At 64.5% G+C, this 16,616-nt stretch carries 13 protein-coding genes, 1 tRNA gene and 2 rRNA genes (1 of these 16 running past the window's edge); 10 read left to right on the top strand and 6 right to left on the bottom strand.

The window, feature by feature from the left end; all coding sequences use genetic code 11:
- The 3 genes from PVT71_RS07185 to PVT71_RS07195 all read left to right on the top strand — a co-directional run.
- A 23S ribosomal RNA gene (locus PVT71_RS07185) occupies positions 1-1,514 on the top strand; it begins 1,314 nt to the left of the window's first position.
- 173 nt (positions 1,515-1,687) lie between these two features.
- Positions 1,688-1,802, top strand: a 5S ribosomal RNA gene (gene rrf, locus PVT71_RS07190).
- Positions 1,803-1,849: 47 nt separating this feature from the next.
- Positions 1,850-1,926: transfer RNA gene (locus PVT71_RS07195), tRNA-Met, on the top strand.
- A gap of 156 nt (positions 1,927-2,082) precedes the next feature.
- On the opposite strand, the gene PVT71_RS07200 is transcribed toward PVT71_RS07195, so the two are convergent.
- From PVT71_RS07200 to PVT71_RS07220, 5 genes are all read right to left on the bottom strand, one after another.
- Positions 2,083-2,610 (bottom strand): hypothetical protein, encoded by a 528-nt coding sequence (locus PVT71_RS07200; RefSeq protein ID WP_353471124.1) that lies wholly within the window; start codon positions 2,608-2,610, stop codon positions 2,083-2,085.
- A gap of 103 nt (positions 2,611-2,713) precedes the next feature.
- Positions 2,714-4,192 (bottom strand): S8 family serine peptidase, encoded by a 1,479-nt coding sequence (locus PVT71_RS07205; protein ID WP_353471125.1) that lies wholly within the window; start codon positions 4,190-4,192, stop codon positions 2,714-2,716.
- Between the two features lie 14 nt (positions 4,193-4,206).
- Positions 4,207-5,106, bottom strand: a complete 900-nt coding sequence (locus tag PVT71_RS07210; RefSeq protein WP_353471126.1) for a hypothetical protein — start codon at positions 5,104-5,106, stop codon at positions 4,207-4,209.
- Between the two features lie 18 nt (positions 5,107-5,124).
- A complete protein-coding gene (locus PVT71_RS07215; protein ID WP_353471127.1) occupies positions 5,125-6,726 on the bottom strand; it encodes a hypothetical protein in 1,602 nt (533 codons plus the stop codon).
- Between the two features lie 348 nt (positions 6,727-7,074).
- Positions 7,075-7,632 (bottom strand): hypothetical protein, encoded by a 558-nt coding sequence (locus PVT71_RS07220; protein WP_353471128.1) that lies wholly within the window; start codon positions 7,630-7,632, stop codon positions 7,075-7,077.
- A gap of 351 nt (positions 7,633-7,983) precedes the next feature.
- Here PVT71_RS07220 and secE point away from each other — a divergent pair, with 351 nt between their 5' ends.
- The 4 genes from secE (at position 7,984) to rplA (ending at position 10,320) form a co-directional block, all read left to right on the top strand.
- Positions 7,984-8,175, top strand: coding sequence for a preprotein translocase subunit SecE (secE, locus tag PVT71_RS07225; RefSeq protein WP_353471129.1), 192 nt, complete (start codon positions 7,984-7,986; stop codon positions 8,173-8,175).
- Between the two features lie 336 nt (positions 8,176-8,511).
- Positions 8,512-9,045, top strand: a complete 534-nt coding sequence (gene nusG / locus PVT71_RS07230; RefSeq protein ID WP_353471130.1) for a transcription termination/antitermination protein NusG — start codon at positions 8,512-8,514, stop codon at positions 9,043-9,045.
- A gap of 125 nt (positions 9,046-9,170) precedes the next feature.
- Positions 9,171-9,620: a 50S ribosomal protein L11 gene (gene rplK / locus PVT71_RS07235; protein ID WP_095880753.1), complete on the top strand. Its 450-nt coding sequence runs from the start codon at positions 9,171-9,173 to the stop codon at positions 9,618-9,620.
- A gap of 1 nt (position 9,621) precedes the next feature.
- On the top strand, positions 9,622-10,320 hold the full coding sequence (gene rplA / locus PVT71_RS07240; RefSeq protein ID WP_353471131.1) for a 50S ribosomal protein L1: 699 nt from the start codon (positions 9,622-9,624) through the stop codon (positions 10,318-10,320).
- Between the two features lie 65 nt (positions 10,321-10,385).
- Here rplA and PVT71_RS07245 read toward each other — a convergent pair whose 3' ends face one another.
- The gene (locus PVT71_RS07245; protein ID WP_353471132.1) at positions 10,386-10,625 is read right to left on the bottom strand and encodes a DUF2798 domain-containing protein; all 240 of its coding nucleotides are present in this window, start codon (positions 10,623-10,625) and stop codon (positions 10,386-10,388) included.
- A gap of 573 nt (positions 10,626-11,198) precedes the next feature.
- Between PVT71_RS07245 and rplJ the strand changes: the two genes are divergently transcribed.
- From rplJ to rpoB, 3 genes are all read left to right on the top strand, one after another.
- Positions 11,199-11,711 (top strand): 50S ribosomal protein L10, encoded by a 513-nt coding sequence (gene rplJ / locus PVT71_RS07250; RefSeq protein WP_353471133.1) that lies wholly within the window; start codon positions 11,199-11,201, stop codon positions 11,709-11,711.
- A gap of 73 nt (positions 11,712-11,784) precedes the next feature.
- Positions 11,785-12,165, top strand: coding sequence for a 50S ribosomal protein L7/L12 (gene rplL / locus PVT71_RS07255; protein ID WP_353471134.1), 381 nt, complete (start codon positions 11,785-11,787; stop codon positions 12,163-12,165).
- Positions 12,166-12,408: 243 nt separating this feature from the next.
- Positions 12,409-16,545 carry a DNA-directed RNA polymerase subunit beta gene (rpoB, locus tag PVT71_RS07260; RefSeq protein ID WP_353471135.1) on the top strand — a complete coding sequence of 1,379 codons (4,137 nt, stop codon included), beginning with the start codon at positions 12,409-12,411 and terminating at the stop codon, positions 16,543-16,545.
- The last annotated feature ends 71 nt before the right edge of the window (positions 16,546-16,616 follow it).

Here is a 16,616-nt window from a genome sequence, read left to right on the forward strand (position 1 = left end):
ATCACTAGCGAGAATGATGACATGAGTAGCGACAAAGAGTGTGAGAGACACTCTCGCCGAAAGTCCAAGGGTTCCTGCTTAAAGCTAATCTGAGCAGGGTAAGCCGGCCCCTAAGGCGAGGCCGAAAGGCGTAGTCGATGGGAACCAGGTCAATATTCCTGGGCCATGTGGTGGTGACGGATCGCAGGGGTAGTTCTTCCTTATCGGATTGGAAGGGCTGCTGAGCGGTTCCTGGAAATAGCCCCACTTTTAGACCGTACCCTAAACCGACACAGGTGGACTGGTAGAGAATACCAAGGCGCTTGAGAGAACGATGTTGAAGGAACTCGGCAAAATACCTCCGTAAGTTCGCGAGAAGGAGGCCCAGTTTCAACGCAAGTTTTGGCTGGGGGCACAAACCAGGGGTGGCGACTGTTTACTAAAAACACAGGGCTCTGCGAAGTCGCAAGACGACGTATAGGGTCTGACGCCTGCCCGGTGCCTGAAGGTTAAAAGGAGGGGTGAGAGCTCTGAATTGAAGCCCAGGTAAACGGCGGCCGTAACTATAACGGTCCTAAGGTAGCGAAATTCCTTGTCGGGTAAGTTCCGACCTGCACGAATGGCGTAACGACTTCCCCGCTGTCTCCAACATCGACTCAGCGAAATTGAATTGCCTGTCAAGATGCAGGCTTCCCGCGGTTAGACGGAAAGACCCCGTGCACCTTTACTACAGCTTCACACTGGCATCAGGCCATGCATGTGCAGGATAGGTGGTAGGCTTCGAAGCAGAACGCCAGTTTCTGTGGAGCCTCCCTTGAGATACCACCCTTGCATTGCTTGATGTCTAACCGCGGACCGTTATCCGGTTCCGGGACCCTGTGTGGCGGGTAGTTTGACTGGGGCGGTCGCCTCCTAAAGCGTAACGGAGGCGCGCGAAGGTTGGCTCAGAGCGGTCGGAAATCGCTCGTTGAGTGCAATGGCAGAAGCCAGCCTGACTGCAAGACTGACAAGTCGAGCAGAGTCGAAAGACGGCCATAGTGATCCGGTGGTCCCAAGTGGGAGGGCCATCGCTCAACGGATAAAAGGTACGCCGGGGATAACAGGCTGATACTGCCCAAGAGTCCATATCGACGGCAGTGTTTGGCACCTCGATGTCGGCTCATCTCATCCTGGGGCTGGAGCAGGTCCCAAGGGTATGGCTGTTCGCCATTTAAAGAGGTACGTGAGCTGGGTTTAGAACGTCGTGAGACAGTTCGGTCCCTATCTGCCGTGGGTGTAGGATACTTGAGAGGAGTTGCCCCTAGTACGAGAGGACCGGGGTGAACGATCCACTGGTGGACCAGTTGTCGTGCCAACGGCAGTGCTGGGTAGCTATGATCGGACAGGATAACCGCTGAAGGCATCTAAGCGGGAAGCCCCCCTCAAAACAAGGTATCCCTGAGGGCCGTGGAAGACCACCACGTCGATAGGCCGGAGGTGTAAGTGCAGCAATGCATTCAGCTGACCGGTACTAATGGCCCGATAGGCTTGATCCGATCCAGGAACAGCAAGGCTGTTCCGATCAGACAAAAGCATACAACCCCTACATTTACTTGACTTGGAAATCGCTGCATCCAGCACGTGAGACGTGTCGGCCCGCAACCTGCTTCGCAGGTCGCTTCCGCCGACCAGACCCACTTGCTGCCTGCAGCAAGTGGGTCTTTCTCGGTTTGGTGGTCATAGCGCAAGCAAAACACCCGGCTCCATTCCGAACCCGGCCGTTAAGTGCTGCCGCGCCAATGGTACTGCGTCTCAAGACGTGGGAGAGTAGGTCACCGCCAAACCTAGCAAGGCCCACACAACCCGTATCTCTCAAAACGATCTCCCCTGTCGCGGGATGGAGCAGCCCGGTAGCTCGTCAGGCTCATAACCTGAAGGTCGCAGGTTCAAATCCTGCTCCCGCAACCAACCCCCCACCAGCCGCCCCTAGGGCGGCTTTCGTGTTTTTGGGCATTCCCATCACGCGGCACAAAACGGGTGTGTTGACCGGCGCGGGGAATGGCCGGCGTCACCTTCGGACATTCGTTCTCCGTCGCACGTGCGCTGCGAGCGAAAGAGAGTTGCCTAACCCTTTGCCTGATCGGGGTCCGTCCGTGGCACTGCGGCAGCAGACCTCGGAGCGACCAGCGCCTCCGGGTGCAGCAAGGACAGCGCGGGCGAGGGGGTGCAGCCGCGCAGTTCGCCGAGGCCTTGCTTCACCTCCTCCGCGACCCGGTCGATCGCGTGATCGACGAGTTGTTCCGGACTGTCGAGCAGCACCTCGATCCGCTGCGCGGCGGTGCCGAGGCGCGCGTCGAGGGCGTCGAGCCTTGCGGTGATCTTCCGCGCCGCCTCGGTGGTCATCTCGCTGCCGCCCTCGCGCAGGGCCCGGACGTCGTCGCGCAGCCCCGTCACTTCCGAGGTCATGGTGCCGATCTCCGTGCGCAGCGGATCGAGCGAGACGAGGTTGCGGGCGAAGCTGCCGGTGATCTCCTCGACGCGGTGGCTGAGCTGCAGCGCGAGAAACAGGCAGAGCGCCACGAGGATCAGCGTCGCGTTCAGCAGCGCCAGCAGCAGGTCCTTGATCGTCTTGCCGAAACTCCGCTCGCGCATGGCGTCGCCCTTCCTCGGTCTGCCCGCGTTCACCCTAGGTAAGGCACGGCGGTCTGGCAATCTTGCCCGCAGCCTGGGCAAGGGGCCCGGCTGCGGGAGGTGGCTAGATGCGGGCCCAGTTCAGCTTCGGCTCCGCCGCCGCGTCGTTTGTCGGCGCTGCACTGCCACGCAGCTTCTTCTTCGCGCCCACCCCGTCGCCGCGCGGGACCTTCCCGGTGCTCATCGCGAGCGCCAGCACGCCCGACGCGATGGCCGTGGCGGCGGAGGTGCCGCTGAACCGGCAATAGTAGGAGCGGTAGTCGGGCAGCGTGTTCTCGGCCGGCAGGATCTCGGGGAAGGGGCTGCCGTTGTAGCCCGCCGCGCCCGGCACGTCGGTGCTGATCACGTCCAGCGCCGAGAAGGGCTCGCTCTCTTCGAGCGTGCCCGGCGCATGGGTGTTGGCGTGGAAATCGGGCGAGGTCTGGTCGAGCCGGACGATCTCGCTGTCGAGCCGCTCGCTGTCGCCGCTGGGGGCATAGAGCGTGATCGGCAGCGCGTCCGTTCCGATGTTCGAATAGCCGGCCCGCGTGCCGAGGCTGGTGTGCGCGCCCACGAGGATGATGCCGTTCCTGTCGCTCGCGAGCAGGCCCGGGTAGAGCATCGTGGTGTCCCCGCCATTGCCGCTGGCACAGAGGATCGGCCGGGTCATCGACATCGCCGGCACGAGGTCGTGCAGCGAATCCCAGAGCGTCTCCTCCTCGGGGCTGACGGTGACCGGGTGGGTCTCGCGCAGCAGCGCGAGCTCGGCCGGGTCCACCGTCCCGCCCTTGCCGAGCGCGCCGGTCAGCGGGCTGCGCCAGGGGTCGGGAAAGTCGCGCGCCAGCACGATGAGATCGGCGTCGATGATATGCGCGTAGAGCATCGCGGCGAGGAACTGCTCGGGGTCCGGATCGAAGCTGGTCGAGATCGGGACGATCTCGCAGGTGGGGTCGATGCCGATGTAGGGCAGCCCGTGGCCGGCAAGCGGGCTGTCGACCTGAAGGTCCTCGTCGTTGGGCAGCGGCGTCACCGTCGTGCCGACGAGCTGGACCATCTCGGGGGGAACGGGCCGCGCGCCGATCAGCCCCGCCATGGCCGTGCCATGTCCGGAAAAGGCGGCGGAGGTCGCCGGGAAGACGCGCTGTGCGGTGACGGCGGCGTCGCGGGCGGCGACGTCCTCCTTGGCGAGATGGGCGGTCAGTTCGGTGAAGAGCGCCTTCGCGCGGGCGTCGCCGATGGGCTTGGCGGCGGCGAGCAGGTCCTTGAATCGACTGCCGTTTGGCTCGGGGAAGGTGCCGAGCCGGCTGGAGAAGAAGTCCACCGCGAGGTCCCAGGCGATGGCGCCGTCGAGGTTGGGGTGACCCGGCGTGACCGAGACGTCGATCAGCGCGACGCGGGTCCGCCGACCGCCGGCCGTCACCCGGTCCTCCGCCTCGCCCCATGCATCGCTGTCGAAGGTCGCGACGCTGTCGATGAGGCCAAGCGTGAAGAGATGCCAGAGCGCGTGGTAGCCGTCGTAGCGGCCCGATCCGCGGGTGCTTTCGGGAGGGGTGATGCGTGCCATGTCCGCTCCTCCGCTCAGAGCCATTCCGCGCGTGAGCGCAGCATCTGTTCCTCGAGCACCACTTCCAGCACCGGGGTCAGCATCCGGGCCAGGTCGTGCCCGCATTTCGTGTCCGCCGGGTAGTGGATGCCCGCCCATTCGCGGTTCTCGGCGATGCGGCGGGCGCTGCGGAAGAGCTCGACGATGCCGGGGTGCTCGGGCAGGACGCGGCTGAAGACGAAGGCGATGGAGAAGGACTGCAGCGAGTGGTTCGACGGCCAGGAGGCATGCGCGGGCACCGGGATGAAGGGGCGCAGCCTCGGTTCCACCGCGCTCGGGCGGGGGACGTTGAAGCGTTCCTTGTAGCGCATCCCCACCTCCTCGGCGAGCCGCGCCACCATCAGGAAAAGCGCCGTGGTATTGTCGTAGCCAGAGAGGTTCTCGACCCCGAGCGGCCGCACGTAGCCCGACAGTTCCAGCTCGGCCTCCCGCAGGATTTCCTCCTGCCGGCCGCGATGGGCATCGTCGTTGCGCAGGGACTGTTTCTTCAAGAGGCTCACCGTCTGCGAATGCAGCACCGACAGGGCGGGAGGCCGGCCGATCGGCAGGTCGATCCAGTATTGGCGCAATTGGTGCAGGCGCTCTATTTCGCGCCACGGCAGCAGGATATCCCCGTATTCATAGGAGGCGCTGCCGTTTTCGACATTGGTGCGATTGCGGTTCCGGTTCCGGTTTCTGTTCCGGTTGCGATTGCGGTTCCTGTTGCGGTTCCGATTGAGCACCGAGGACGCGCCACCGCTGCCGGCGGCATTCGCGGTCAGGACGGGGCCGCCGGTGGGCGGAGGGGCCGCGGTGGTGGAGGGGCGTGTCAGCTCGAAACTGTCGCCCACGGCCAGCAGCCAACTCGTTCGCAGCGTCTTTCCGAATGAAGACATGACTCTCCTCCAATGACTTCAGCAAATCGCCTTTTTCAAGCCGGCGGACAAAATGAGCCGTCCGGTTTCATCATTCACCGCCATGCGATTTCGGTCCACCCAATTCGGCGAGAAGTCGGGGTCCATTTCGCGGATCCGGTTGATGAGATCGCGCGCCCGGTCCAGTTCCCCCAGGTGCGCGAGGCTGATCGCGGTATAGCGCAGCGCGGCACCGTAGCGGGGCCTGCGGGCCAGCACGCGCAGCCCATGCGCGCTGGCATTGGCAAAGCGGCCCTCCAGCGTCTCGATCATGCAGCGCGTCTGCTCGTAGGTGAAGGCGAAGGGGCTGCAATGCCCCAGCGCCTCGGCCCGACGCGAGGCGGTGGAGGCCAGGTCGTAGCGCGCGGTGTATAGAGCGTGCAGCGCCAGGTGATCCCAGCTGATCGCCATGAACGGGTTGATCTCCACGGCGCGCTGCAGCAGCAGTTCGGCGCCCAGCATGTCGTGCAGCACGTAGCCCTTGGCGTGACCGGCCAGCGCCATGGCGACGCCGTTCCAGGGCTGCTCCGCCTCGACGCGGGCGATCAGGTCCGCGGTCTCCTCGGCGACCTCGGGCGAGAAGCTCTGCCAGTGCTCGCCGACGGTGAAGGTGTTCAGGTAGGCGAGGATGCTCAGGTAGCTGGTGTTGCGGGTCTGCCCGTAGGCGCGCTGCAGCTCGGCCTTCAGCGCGTCGAGCGCACCGTGGTCGAGGCGGAACATCTCGACGATGGCGTGAAAGGGCGAGATGACCGCGCCCCGGGCGCTCTCCTCGAAGGACATCAGCGTGTGGCAGACCCGGTCGATGCCCTCGCCGATGAACCGCGCGAGCCGGTCGTTCTCGACGTTGATCTGCATCTTGTCGATCGGTTCCGAGGCGAGCGACCAGAGCAGGCTGTTGTCCGTCCCGCGCAGCGCAGCGAGCCGCAGGCCGGCGGTCTCGCCGAAGCTGCTGCAGCCCATGCGCAGGTAGATGTCCGGACGGTTGTGCAGCGTGTCCGCGTCGCCCGAGCCGCCGGGTGTCTCGCGGAAGTCGTTGATCGTGACGTCCACGAGGTGCTGGGTGCCGAATATCAACTGCTCGAGCAGCGTGTCGGCCTGAAAGCGCAGCAGGCTGTCCGCCGGCTGGCCGGCGCAGGGAAGCAGGCCTATCACGAAGCCTCGGCGCGGCGGCTCGACCGGGGCTTCGGCGAGGATCGCGGGGCGCGTCGGGGCAGGGGCGTCGAGCGCCTCGAGCCGGTCGCGCCAATGGCTGCGCTGCACCCGCAGCCAGTCCTCGAACTCGTCGTCGGCCGAGCGCAGGTCGAGCCCCTCGAGCAGGTCCGGCACCGCCGCGCCGAGATGCGCGCGCAGCTGCTGCGCCTCAGAGGGATCGTCGAGCGCGCGGACGTCGACCCAGAGATCGTCGAGGCGCAGCGTCACGTTGGTGCTGTCCGAGGTCACCAGCGCCTCGCCCGGAACCTTCAGCACCTCGCCCAGGTCGCGCCGCAGCGCGTAGAGGGCGCTGCGCAGGCTCTGCGAGGCATAGTGCGCGTCCTTGCGCGCCCAGAGCAGGCTTTGGAGGCGCGAGCGGTGCATGGTGCCGCGCGGCGCGAGCGCAAGCATGGCGAGCAGGGCCTGCGCCGGCTGGCTCTGGGGCGTGCAGTCCCGCCCCTCACGGTCCAGCAGGCAAAGCGGGCCGAGAAGGTGGAGCTTAGCAATAGGTCCCTGATCAATAGGCGTGTTCGAATCCTGCTGCCGCATCTCGCACAACCTGACGGCGATATCGCGGCGTATCATGCGTCAGGGGCGGGTAGCCGTCAGCAAAAATTGCTTGCCCCGTGCTCTTCTGCGGGTCGGCGTGTCCGGAAAGGCCGGCGCTGCCGGTTCCCTGGACGCGGGAAGGCGCCGGGCGGACCCGGCGCCTTCCTGGATGTCGTCCGGGCCGATCGGCCCGGCATCCGGGGTGCGTGGTTACGACACGATGTCGAGCACGCGGCCCTTGATCTGGCCGTCGCTCTCGTCGGTGTAGATCAGCGCGCGAAGGCGCGACACCTGCTCGGCGCTCAGGACGGTCAGGTCGGCTTCCGGCGCGATCGTCTCGACGCGCGAGATCTCGGCGGGGGTGAGGCCGGGGACCATGTTCTCGCCCATGGCATTCAGCAGGCCGCGCAGCTCGGTGTCATCCATGCCGCTGTTGATCATCGCCAGCGCGTCGGCGCGCTGTTCGCCGGTCATCATCATGACGGTCTCGCTCGGCAGGTAGGCCTCGATCTGGGCCAGCTGCTCGGCCGAGAAGGTGCTCGGCGCGCGCTCGGTCATGGCGATGGACTCGATGGTGGAGCGCTTGAGTGTGTCCGACTCGCCGCTGTTGGCCACGCTGAAGGCATCGTTCAACTGCTGCTCGCTCAGCGCCGAGACATCGACGTCGGGGGCGTAGGTGTTGATCAGGTCGGTCTGAGCCTCGCTGGCCGCGAAGGCGCCGGTGGCAAGGGCCGAGGTGAGGGCGGTGATGGCAATGAAACGTTTCATCGTTAAATCCTCCGGTTCGGTGTTCCAGGAAGCGACGACGCGGGATGGCGTGTCGCATCTGGCCTCACAACACGGCGCGCCCGGGCCGCGTTCCGCCCGGTGGAGGTGGCAAGTTTCCGTGTCCGGGTGGCGCTGGTGCTTGACGGCTCCGGAATGGGGGCCAGATGCGCGCAAACGTCTGGGACAGCTACAAGTTCCGTAACGTCACGTCGCGCCGGATCAGCTTTCCTTGATGTTCCGAGGTCGCGCGTGATCCCCGGCGGGGCGGCTTTGCCCGGACTCGGCTTGTATCGGCCCGCGGGTGCGCGTATACGACCCGCCAACCGAGGAATTCCCGCAAGGCAGACCTGCATGACCAACCCGCTCCAGTTCATTCAGCAGACGCGGTCCGAGATCGGCAAGATCGCCTGGCCGACCCGTCGCGAAGTGGTGCTGACCACGATCACCGTCTTCGTCATGGCGACGCTGACGGCGGTGTTCTTCGCGCTGGTCGACATCCTGATCCGCACCGGCCTGCAGGGCCTGCTCTCCTTCTTCGGCTGACCGGAGGGGCGCCCGCGCGCCCGTCCTCGCACGGCATGGGGGCCTTGCCCCCGCCCGCCATTCGGCGGACTCCCCCGGGATATTTGCGCCTGTTGGAAAGGGCGCCGGCGCACGCCGGTGCCGGATGTCGGTGACTTTGCGGTCCCGGCCTTGAAATCACGGCGCAGGGGGGGTAGTCCACACTCCACTTTCCCATGGCGGGCGTGCAGCGATTCGGTTGCACGCCGGTTTTCTTTTGGGGTGGGGCGCATCCGCGCCCAGACGGCAGCACGCCGGAACGGCGCGCATCTGAACGGACGGCCCCTTCGGGCGGTCAAGGTAACGAAGAGGGGCCAGATGGCGAAGCGGTGGTATTCGGTGAGCGTTCTGTCGAACTTCGAGAAGAAGATCGCGGAACAGATCCGGCAAGCGGTGGCCGAACAGGGACTTGAGGACCAGATCGACGAGGTTCTCGTTCCGACCGAAGAGGTCATCGAGATTCGTCGTGGCAAGAAGGTCACGACCGAGCGCCGCTTCATGCCCGGCTACGTGCTGGTGCACATGGAAATGTCCGACCGGGGCTACCACCTGGTCAACTCGATCAACCGGGTGACCGGTTTCCTTGGCCCGCAGGGCCGCCCGATGCCGATGCGCGACGCCGAAGTTCAGGCTGTCCTCGGCCGGGTGCAGGAAGGCGAAGAGACCCCGCGCACCCTCATCCACTTCGAGGTGGGCGAGAAGGTCAAGGTCAACGACGGCCCGTTCGAGGGCTTCGACGGCATGGTCGAGGGTGTCGACGACGACAACCAGCGCCTGCGCGTCTCGGTGTCGATCTTCGGCCGGGAGACCCCGGTCGAGCTGGAATTCACTCAGGTCTCGAAACAGATCTGAGCGTCTCGGCGGGGCTTGCCCCGCCTTTCAGGTGGGAGGCGAGGGCAGCGCGCTGTCCGGACCACACCACGCCAAGCAATCCCTTGCGGACGCGTCCGTGAGGATTTGGATAAAGGAGAGGCCAGATGGCCAAGAAACTCGCTGGCAAGATGAAGCTGCAGATCCCTGCAGGCAAAGCCAACCCGTCGCCGCCCGTGGGCCCCGCCCTGGGTCAGCGCGGCATCAACATCATGGAATTCTGCAAGGCGTTCAATGCCAAGACGCAGGACATGGAAGTTGGTGCACCCTGCCCGACCGTCATCACCTACTATCAGGACAAGTCCTTCACCATGGACATCAAGACGCCCCCCGCGTCTTACTACCTGAAGAAGGCTGCCGGTCTGAAGCCCGTCGGCAAGCGCAACCGTCCGCGCGGCGCCGAGAAGCCCGGACGTGAGACCATTGCAACCGTCACCGTCGCCCAGGTCCGTGAGATCGCCGAAGCGAAGATGAAGGACCTGTCGGCAAACGACGTCGAACAGGCAATGCAGATCATCCTTGGCTCGGCCAAGTCCATGGGCATCGAGGTTAAGTAAGATGGCAAAACTCGGTAAACGCACCCGCGCCGCCCGTGAAGCCTTTGTCGGCAAGGAAGAGCTGAGCGTCGAAGACGCGATCGCCCTGATCAAGGCAAACGCATCGGCCAAGTTCGACGAGACCGTCGAGATCGCGATGAACCTCGGCGTCGACCCGCGCCACGCAGACCAGATGGTCCGCGGCGTTGTCGGCCTGCCGAACGGCACCGGCAAGACCGTGCGCGTCGCCGTCTTCGCCCGTGGCGCCAAGGCTGACGAAGCCCAGGCCGCAGGCGCGGACATCGTTGGTGCAGAAGACCTGATGGAAATCATCCAGGGCGGCACCATCGACTTCGACCGCTGCATCGCGACCCCGGACATGATGCCGATCGTCGGCCGTCTGGGCAAAGTGCTCGGCCCGCGCAACCTGATGCCGAACCCCAAGGTCGGCACCGTGACCATGGATGTCGCCCAGGCCGTCAAGGACGCCAAGGGTGGCCAGGTCCAGTTCCGGGTCGAAAAAGCCGGCGTGATCCACGCAGGCGTTGGCAAGGCGTCGTTCGACGTCAACAAGCTGGCCGAGAACGTCCGTGCCTTCGTCGGCGCGGTTGCCAAGGCAAAGCCGACCGGCGCCAAGGGCACCTACGTGAAGAAGATCTCGCTCAGCTCGACCATGGGCCCGGGCGTGTCGGTGGACGTCGTCTCGGCAACCGCCGAGTGATCTGATCCGATCCGAATGCGAAGGCCCCGCTGGAAACGGCGGGGCCTTCTGCATTTCCGGGGGGCTCAGCGCAGGCGGTCGGCGCTGCGCATCACCAGGAACGAGGCTTTGAAACAGAGCGGTCCGACGATCAGCGACAGCACGAAGGCGACGGGCCAGGCGGCGATCCAGTGATGCATCCAGGTCGCGGCCCAGCCGCTGGCGAAGCCGAGCGGCACGGCGGCGAAGATGCCGGTCATCAGGAAGGACATGCTGCCCGAGATGAAGAGCTGCGCGAGGATCAGGGTGGAACGGGAAGTGGTCATGTGGGGCTCCATGGCGGTGCACGAGGGCAGGGGGCCGTGGAGGGCCGAAAGGTCCCGAGCGCTCCACGGTCCCCGGGTGACGGGGCGCCGCGGGTTCGTGGAACGACTAGCTCCCGCATGAAGCGGTGGCCGGGCTAACCTAACCGGCCTGACGTTTTTCGGCAGTGCCGGATGTAGAGGCCGGGCGGCGCGGCGTCAACCGCCGCAGCTTCCGGGCAGGGCCGCGACCCGGGCCCGAGATGGCGGATTGCATCTTTTCTCGTCGGTGCTAACATGCCCGTCTCCGCAAATGGGCGCATGCGCCCTTGGCAAGGGCGGCAAAACCCTTTAAGCGGAGCAGACGAGGGCAGCGCACGATTCGTCGCAGCCCTCGATTTCGTCCGAGACGGTGGGTGGGTGATCGGTCTTACGACTCGATGTCCGTAAGTCCTGCCTGAGACGGGAAGAGACATAACGTTCCGGGCCGATGTGTTCCGGTGGCGCGATGTGACGACCCGATCGGACCTTGAGGCCGGGGAAACCCGGCAGAACGAGCCGGAGGGGTCGATCCCCTCCATAACTTGGAGTGAAACTGTGGATAGAGCCCAGAAAGAGAAAGTGGTCGAGGAACTCGGCCAGATCTTTGAAAGCTCTGGCGTCGTAGTGGTAAGCCGCTACGAAGGTCTCACGGTTGCCGAGATGACGGATCTTCGTGCCCGCGCCCGCGCGGCCGGCACGTCGGTTCGCGTCGCCAAGAACAGGCTCGCCAAGATCGCCCTGAAAGGCACCGGCTGCGAGAGCATCGCCGACTACCTCGAGGGCATGACCGTTCTGACCTATTCCGAAGATCCCGTGGCAGCTGCCAAGGTGGTCGAGGACTTCGCCAAGGCAAACTCGAAATTCGAGATCCTCGGCGGCGCAATGGCTGGAACGGCTCTGGACCGGGCCGGTGTCGAGGCCGTGTCGAAAATGCCGTCGCGCGAGGAGCTCATTGCCTCCATCGTCGGCTGCATCGGCGCACCCGCTTCGAACATCGCCGGCGCGATTGGCGCACCTGCATCGAACATCGCATCCATTCTCTCGACCATCGAAGAGAAAGCTGCGTAACGGCACCCAACAGATCTTCGTGGGGTTGAAGACCTGCACGTTGGAACACATCTAGCTAAACGGAATACGTAAAATGGCTGATCTGAAAGCACTTGCTGAGCAAATCGTGAACCTCACGCTGCTCGAAGCACAAGAACTGAAAACCATCCTCAAGGACGAGTACGGCATCGAGCCCGCAGCAGGCGGCGCAGTGATGATCGCTGGTCCGGCAGCTGGTGGCGAAGCCGCAGCTGAGGAAGAGAAGACCGAATTCGACGTGATCCTCAAGTCGGCTGGCGACAAGAAGATCAACGTGATCAAAGAAGTCCGCGCCATCACCGGCCTGGGCCTGAAAGAAGCCAAAGAGCTGGTGGAAGCAGGCGGCAAGGCTGTCAAAGAAGGCGTGTCGAAGGACGAAGCCGAGTCGATCAAGAAGCAGCTCGAAGAAGCTGGCGCCGAGATCGAAGTCAAGTAATCGTCCCCCGGGCTTGCCCGGTACGATCGCAAAATTTGGCTGGATCCGGAGAAATCCGGGTCCAGCCGAACCCGTCTCAGCAAGGCCCATTTGACGGGGCTTTTCTAAGGCGAGTTCCAGGATCGGGAGGCTTCTGGTGGGACAGGGGCCAGGAATGGATCGGAACACTGCCGTCTCGGATGGATGTGCCGCTGGTGCCCGACAGCACGCGCGTCCAGTGAGAAGCGAAAGGTGAACAGACCTATGGCGCAAAGCTTTCTTGGCCAGAAACGTCTCCGCAGATATTACGGTAAAATTCGTGAGGTTCTGGAGATGCCGAACCTCATCGAGGTTCAGAAAAGCTCCTACGAACTCTTCCTGAAATCCGGCGACCAGCTGCAGCCCAGCGACGGCGAAGGCATCATGGGCGTCTTCCAGTCGGTCTTCCCGATCAAGGATTTCAACGAGACCGCCGTTCTGGAATTCGTCGGCTACGAGCTGGAGAAGCCGAAGTACGACGTCGAAGAGTGCATGCAGCGCGACATGACCTACAGCGCGCCGCTGAAGGTCACCCTGCGTCTCATCGTGTTCGATATCGACGAGGATACCGGCGCCAAGTCGGTGAAGGACATCAAGGAACAGGACGTCTTCATGGGCGACATGCCCCTGATGACCCCGAACGGTACGTTCATCGTGAACGGCACCGAACGCGTGATCGTGTCCCAGATGCACCGCTCGCCGGGCGTCTTCTTCGACCATGACAAAGGCAAGACCCACAGCTCGGGCAAGCTGCTCTTCGCCTGCCGCATCATTCCCTACCGCGGCTCCTGGCTCGATTTCGAATTCGACGCCAAGGACATCGTCTTCGCGCGTATCGACCGCCGTCGGAAGCTTCCGGTCACGACCCTGCTCTATGCGCTGGGTCTCGACCAGGAAGCCATCATGGATTCCTACTACGACACCGTGAACTACACGCTGCGTCGTGGCGAAGGCTGGGTGACCAAGTTCTTCCCCGAGCGGGTGCGCGGCACGCGCCCGACCTACGACCTCGTGGATGCGGACACCGGCGAGATCATCGCCGAGGCCACCAAGAAGGTGACCCCGCGCGCGGTGAAGGCCCTGATCGACGAAGGCAAGGTGAAGAACCTGCTGCTGCCCTTCGAGCAGATCGTCGGCAAGTTCGTCGCCAAGGACATCATCAACGAGGACACCGGCGCGATCTACGTCGAGGCCGGCGACGAGCTGACCTGGGAAGTCGACAAGGACGGTGACGTCACCGGCGGCACCCTGAAGGATCTGGTCGACGCGGGCATCACCGAGATTCCCGTTCTCGACATCGACAACATCACCGTCGGCGCCTACATGCGCAACACGATGGCGCAGGACAAGAACATGGACCGCAACAGCGCGCTCATGGACATCTACCGCGTCATGCGCCCGGGCGAGCCGCCGACCGTCGAGGCCGCCTCGTCGCTGTTCGACACGCTGTTCTTCGATTCCGAGCGCTACGACCTCTCGGCCGTGGGTCGCGTGAAGATGAACATGCGCCTTGCGCTGAGCAAGCCGGACACCCAGCGCACGCTGGACCGCGACGATATCGTCAAGTGCATCAAGGCGCTGGTCGAGCTGCGTGACGGCAAGGGCGAAGTGGACGACATCGACCACCTCGGCAACCGTCGCGTCCGTTCCGTCGGCGAACTGATGGAAAACCAGTACCGCGTCGGCCTGCTCCGCATGGAGCGCGCGATCAAGGAACGCATGTCGTCGGTCGAGATCGACACCGTCATGCCGCAGGACCTGATCAACGCGAAGCCCGCGGCTGCCGCCGTGCGCGAGTTCTTCGGCTCGTCGCAGCTGTCGCAGTTCATGGACCAGACCAACCCGCTTTCCGAAGTGACGCACAAGCGTCGCCTGTCGGCCCTCGGGCCGGGCGGTCTGACCCGCGAGCGCGCCGGCTTCGAAGTCCGCGACGTGCACCCGACCCACTATGGCCGGATGTGCCCGATCGAGACGCCGGAAGGCCCGAACATCGGTCTGATCAACTCGCTGGCCACCTTCGCCCGCGTCAACAAGTACGGCTTCATCGAGACCCCGTATCGGAAAGTCATCGATGCGAAGGTGACCGACGAGGTCCAGTACATGTCGGCGACCGAGGAAATGCGTCACACCGTGGCGCAGGCCAACGCGACGCTGGACGAGGAAGGCCGTTTCGTGAACGACCTCGTCTCGACCCGCCAGTCCGGTGACTACACGCTCGCGCCGCGCGAAAGCGTCGACCTGATCGACGTCTCGCCGAAGCAGCTGGTCTCGGTCGGTGCCTCGCTCATCCCGTTCCTGGAAAACGACGACGCCAACCGCGCACTGATGGGCGCGAACATGCAGCGTCAGGCCGTGCCCGTCCTGAAATCCGAGGCGCCGCTGGTCGGCACCGGGATCGAGGGCGTCGTGGCACGCGACTCCGGCGCGGCGATCATGGCCAAGCGTGGCGGCGTCATCGACCAGGTCGATGCGCAGCGTATCGTGATCCGTGCGACCGATGACCTCGAGCCGGGCGATCCGGGCGTGGACATCTACCGCATGCGCAAGTTCCAGCGTTCGAACCAGAACACCTGCATCAACCAGCGTCCGCTGGTGAAGGTGGGTGACCGGGTCGGCAAGGGCGAAGTGATTGCGGACGGTCCGTCCACCGACATCGGTGAACTGGCGCTCGGCAAGAACATCATCGTCGCCTTCATGCCCTGGAACGGCTACAACTACGAAGACTCGATCCTCATCTCCGAGCGCATCGCGCGTGACGACGTCTACACCTCGATCCACATCGAGGAATTCGAAGTCGCCGCCCGCGACACCAAGCTCGGGCCGGAAGAGATCACCCGCGACATTCCCAACGTCGGCGAGGAAGCCCTGCGCAACCTCGACGAAGCCGGTATCGTGTATATCGGTGCGGACGTGGAGCCGGGCGACATCCTCGTGGGCAAGATCACTCCGAAGGGCGAAAGCCCGATGACGCCGGAAGAGAAACTCCTCCGCGCCATCTTCGGCGAAAAGGCCTCGGACGTGCGCGACACCTCGCTGCGCGTGAAGCCGGGCGACTACGGCACCGTCGTGGAAGTTCGCGTCTTCAACCGCCACGGCGTGGAAAAGGACGAACGTGCGCTGCAGATCGAGCGCGAGGAAGTCGAACGTCTGGCCCGTGACCGGGACGACGAACTCGCGATCCTCGACCGCAACATCTACGCGCGTCTCAAGGACCTGATCTTCGGCAAGACCGCGGTGAAGGGCCCGAAAGGCGTCCGTCCGAACGCACAGATCGACGACGAGCTTCTGGAAAGCCTGAGCCGCGGCCAGTGGTGGCAGCTCGCGCTCGCCGAGGAAGCCGACGCGCAGATCGTCGAGGCCCTGCACGAGCAGTACGAGGCGCAGAAGCGCGCCCTCGATGCCCGCTTCGAGGACAAGGTCGAGAAGGTCCGCCGTGGCGACGACCTGCCGCCGGGCGTGATGAAGATGGTCAAGGTCTTCGTCGCGGTGAAGCGCAAGCTGCAGCCGGGCGACAAGATGGCCGGCCGTCACGGGAACAAGGGCGTGGTGTCGCGCGTGGTGCCGATCGAGGACATGCCGTTCCTCGCCGACGGTACCCCGGTCGACTTCTGCCTCAACCCGCTGGGTGTGCCGTCGCGTATGAACGTCGGTCAGATCCTCGAGACGCACATGGGCTGGGCCGCACGCGGCCTCGGCATCCAGATCGAGGAAGGCCTGCAGGAATACCGCCGCTCGGGCGACCTGACGCCGGTGCGCGAGGCCATGCGCCACGCCTACGGTGCCGAGGTCTACGCCGAGGGGATCGAGGGCATGGACGAGATCGAGCTCATCGAAGCCGCCTCGAACGTGACCCGCGGTGTTCCGATCGCGACCCCGGTCTTCGACGGCGCCAAGGAAGCCGACGTGAACGACGCGCTGGAGCGCGCGGGCATCGACCAGTCCGGCCAGTCCGTGCTGTTCGACGGCCGCACCGGCGACCAGTTCGCGCGGAAGGTGACGGTGGGCGTGAAGTACATGCTCAAGCTGCACCACCTTGTCGACGACAAGATCCACGCGCGTTCGACCGGCCCGTACTCGCTCGTTACCCAGCAGCCGCTGGGTGGTAAGGCGCAGTTCGGTGGCCAGCGTTTCGGGGAGATGGAGGTCTGGGCTCTGGAAGCCTACGGCGCCGCCTACACCCTGCAGGAAATGCTGACCGTGAAGTCGGACGACGTGGCGGGCCGGACGAAGGTCTACGAAAGCATCGTCAAGGGCGAGGACAACTACGAGGCGGGCGTTCCCGAGAGCTTCAACGTGCTCGTGAAGGAAGTCCGCGGCCTCGGCCTGAACATGGAACTCCTGGACGCGGAGGACGGGGAATAACGGTCCATCCGACCACCGCGCGGGGCGAAAATCCCGCGCGGCTCCCCTCTCCAAGCCCTGTCATTTAGGAA

This window comes from Salipiger sp. H15 (assembly GCF_040409955.1).
Taxonomy (GTDB): Bacteria; Pseudomonadota; Alphaproteobacteria; order Rhodobacterales; family Rhodobacteraceae; genus Salipiger.

What these genes read in the sequence shown, in the direction of transcription:
- rpoB (WP_353471135.1), top strand. Translation starts at nt 12,409, where the DNA reads ATGGCGCAAAGCTTTCTTGGCCAGAAACGTCTCCGCAGATATTACGGT.
- PVT71_RS07215 (WP_353471127.1), bottom strand. Translation starts at nt 6,726, where the DNA reads ATGCTTGCGCTCGCGCCGCGCGGCACCATGCACCGCTCGCGCCTCCAA.
- PVT71_RS07210 (WP_353471126.1), bottom strand. Translation starts at nt 5,106, where the DNA reads ATGTCTTCATTCGGAAAGACGCTGCGAACGAGTTGGCTGCTGGCCGTG.
- rplA (WP_353471131.1), top strand. Translation starts at nt 9,622, where the DNA reads ATGGCAAAACTCGGTAAACGCACCCGCGCCGCCCGTGAAGCCTTTGTC.
- PVT71_RS07205 (WP_353471125.1), bottom strand. Translation starts at nt 4,192, where the DNA reads ATGGCACGCATCACCCCTCCCGAAAGCACCCGCGGATCGGGCCGCTAC.
- rplL (WP_353471134.1), top strand. Translation starts at nt 11,785, where the DNA reads ATGGCTGATCTGAAAGCACTTGCTGAGCAAATCGTGAACCTCACGCTG.
- rplK (WP_095880753.1), top strand. Translation starts at nt 9,171, where the DNA reads ATGGCCAAGAAACTCGCTGGCAAGATGAAGCTGCAGATCCCTGCAGGC.
- PVT71_RS07220 (WP_353471128.1), bottom strand. Translation starts at nt 7,632, where the DNA reads ATGAAACGTTTCATTGCCATCACCGCCCTCACCTCGGCCCTTGCCACC.
- secE (WP_353471129.1), top strand. Translation starts at nt 7,984, where the DNA reads ATGACCAACCCGCTCCAGTTCATTCAGCAGACGCGGTCCGAGATCGGC.
- nusG (WP_353471130.1), top strand. Translation starts at nt 8,512, where the DNA reads ATGGCGAAGCGGTGGTATTCGGTGAGCGTTCTGTCGAACTTCGAGAAG.
- PVT71_RS07200 (WP_353471124.1), bottom strand. Translation starts at nt 2,610, where the DNA reads ATGCGCGAGCGGAGTTTCGGCAAGACGATCAAGGACCTGCTGCTGGCG.
- PVT71_RS07245 (WP_353471132.1), bottom strand. Translation starts at nt 10,625, where the DNA reads ATGACCACTTCCCGTTCCACCCTGATCCTCGCGCAGCTCTTCATCTCG.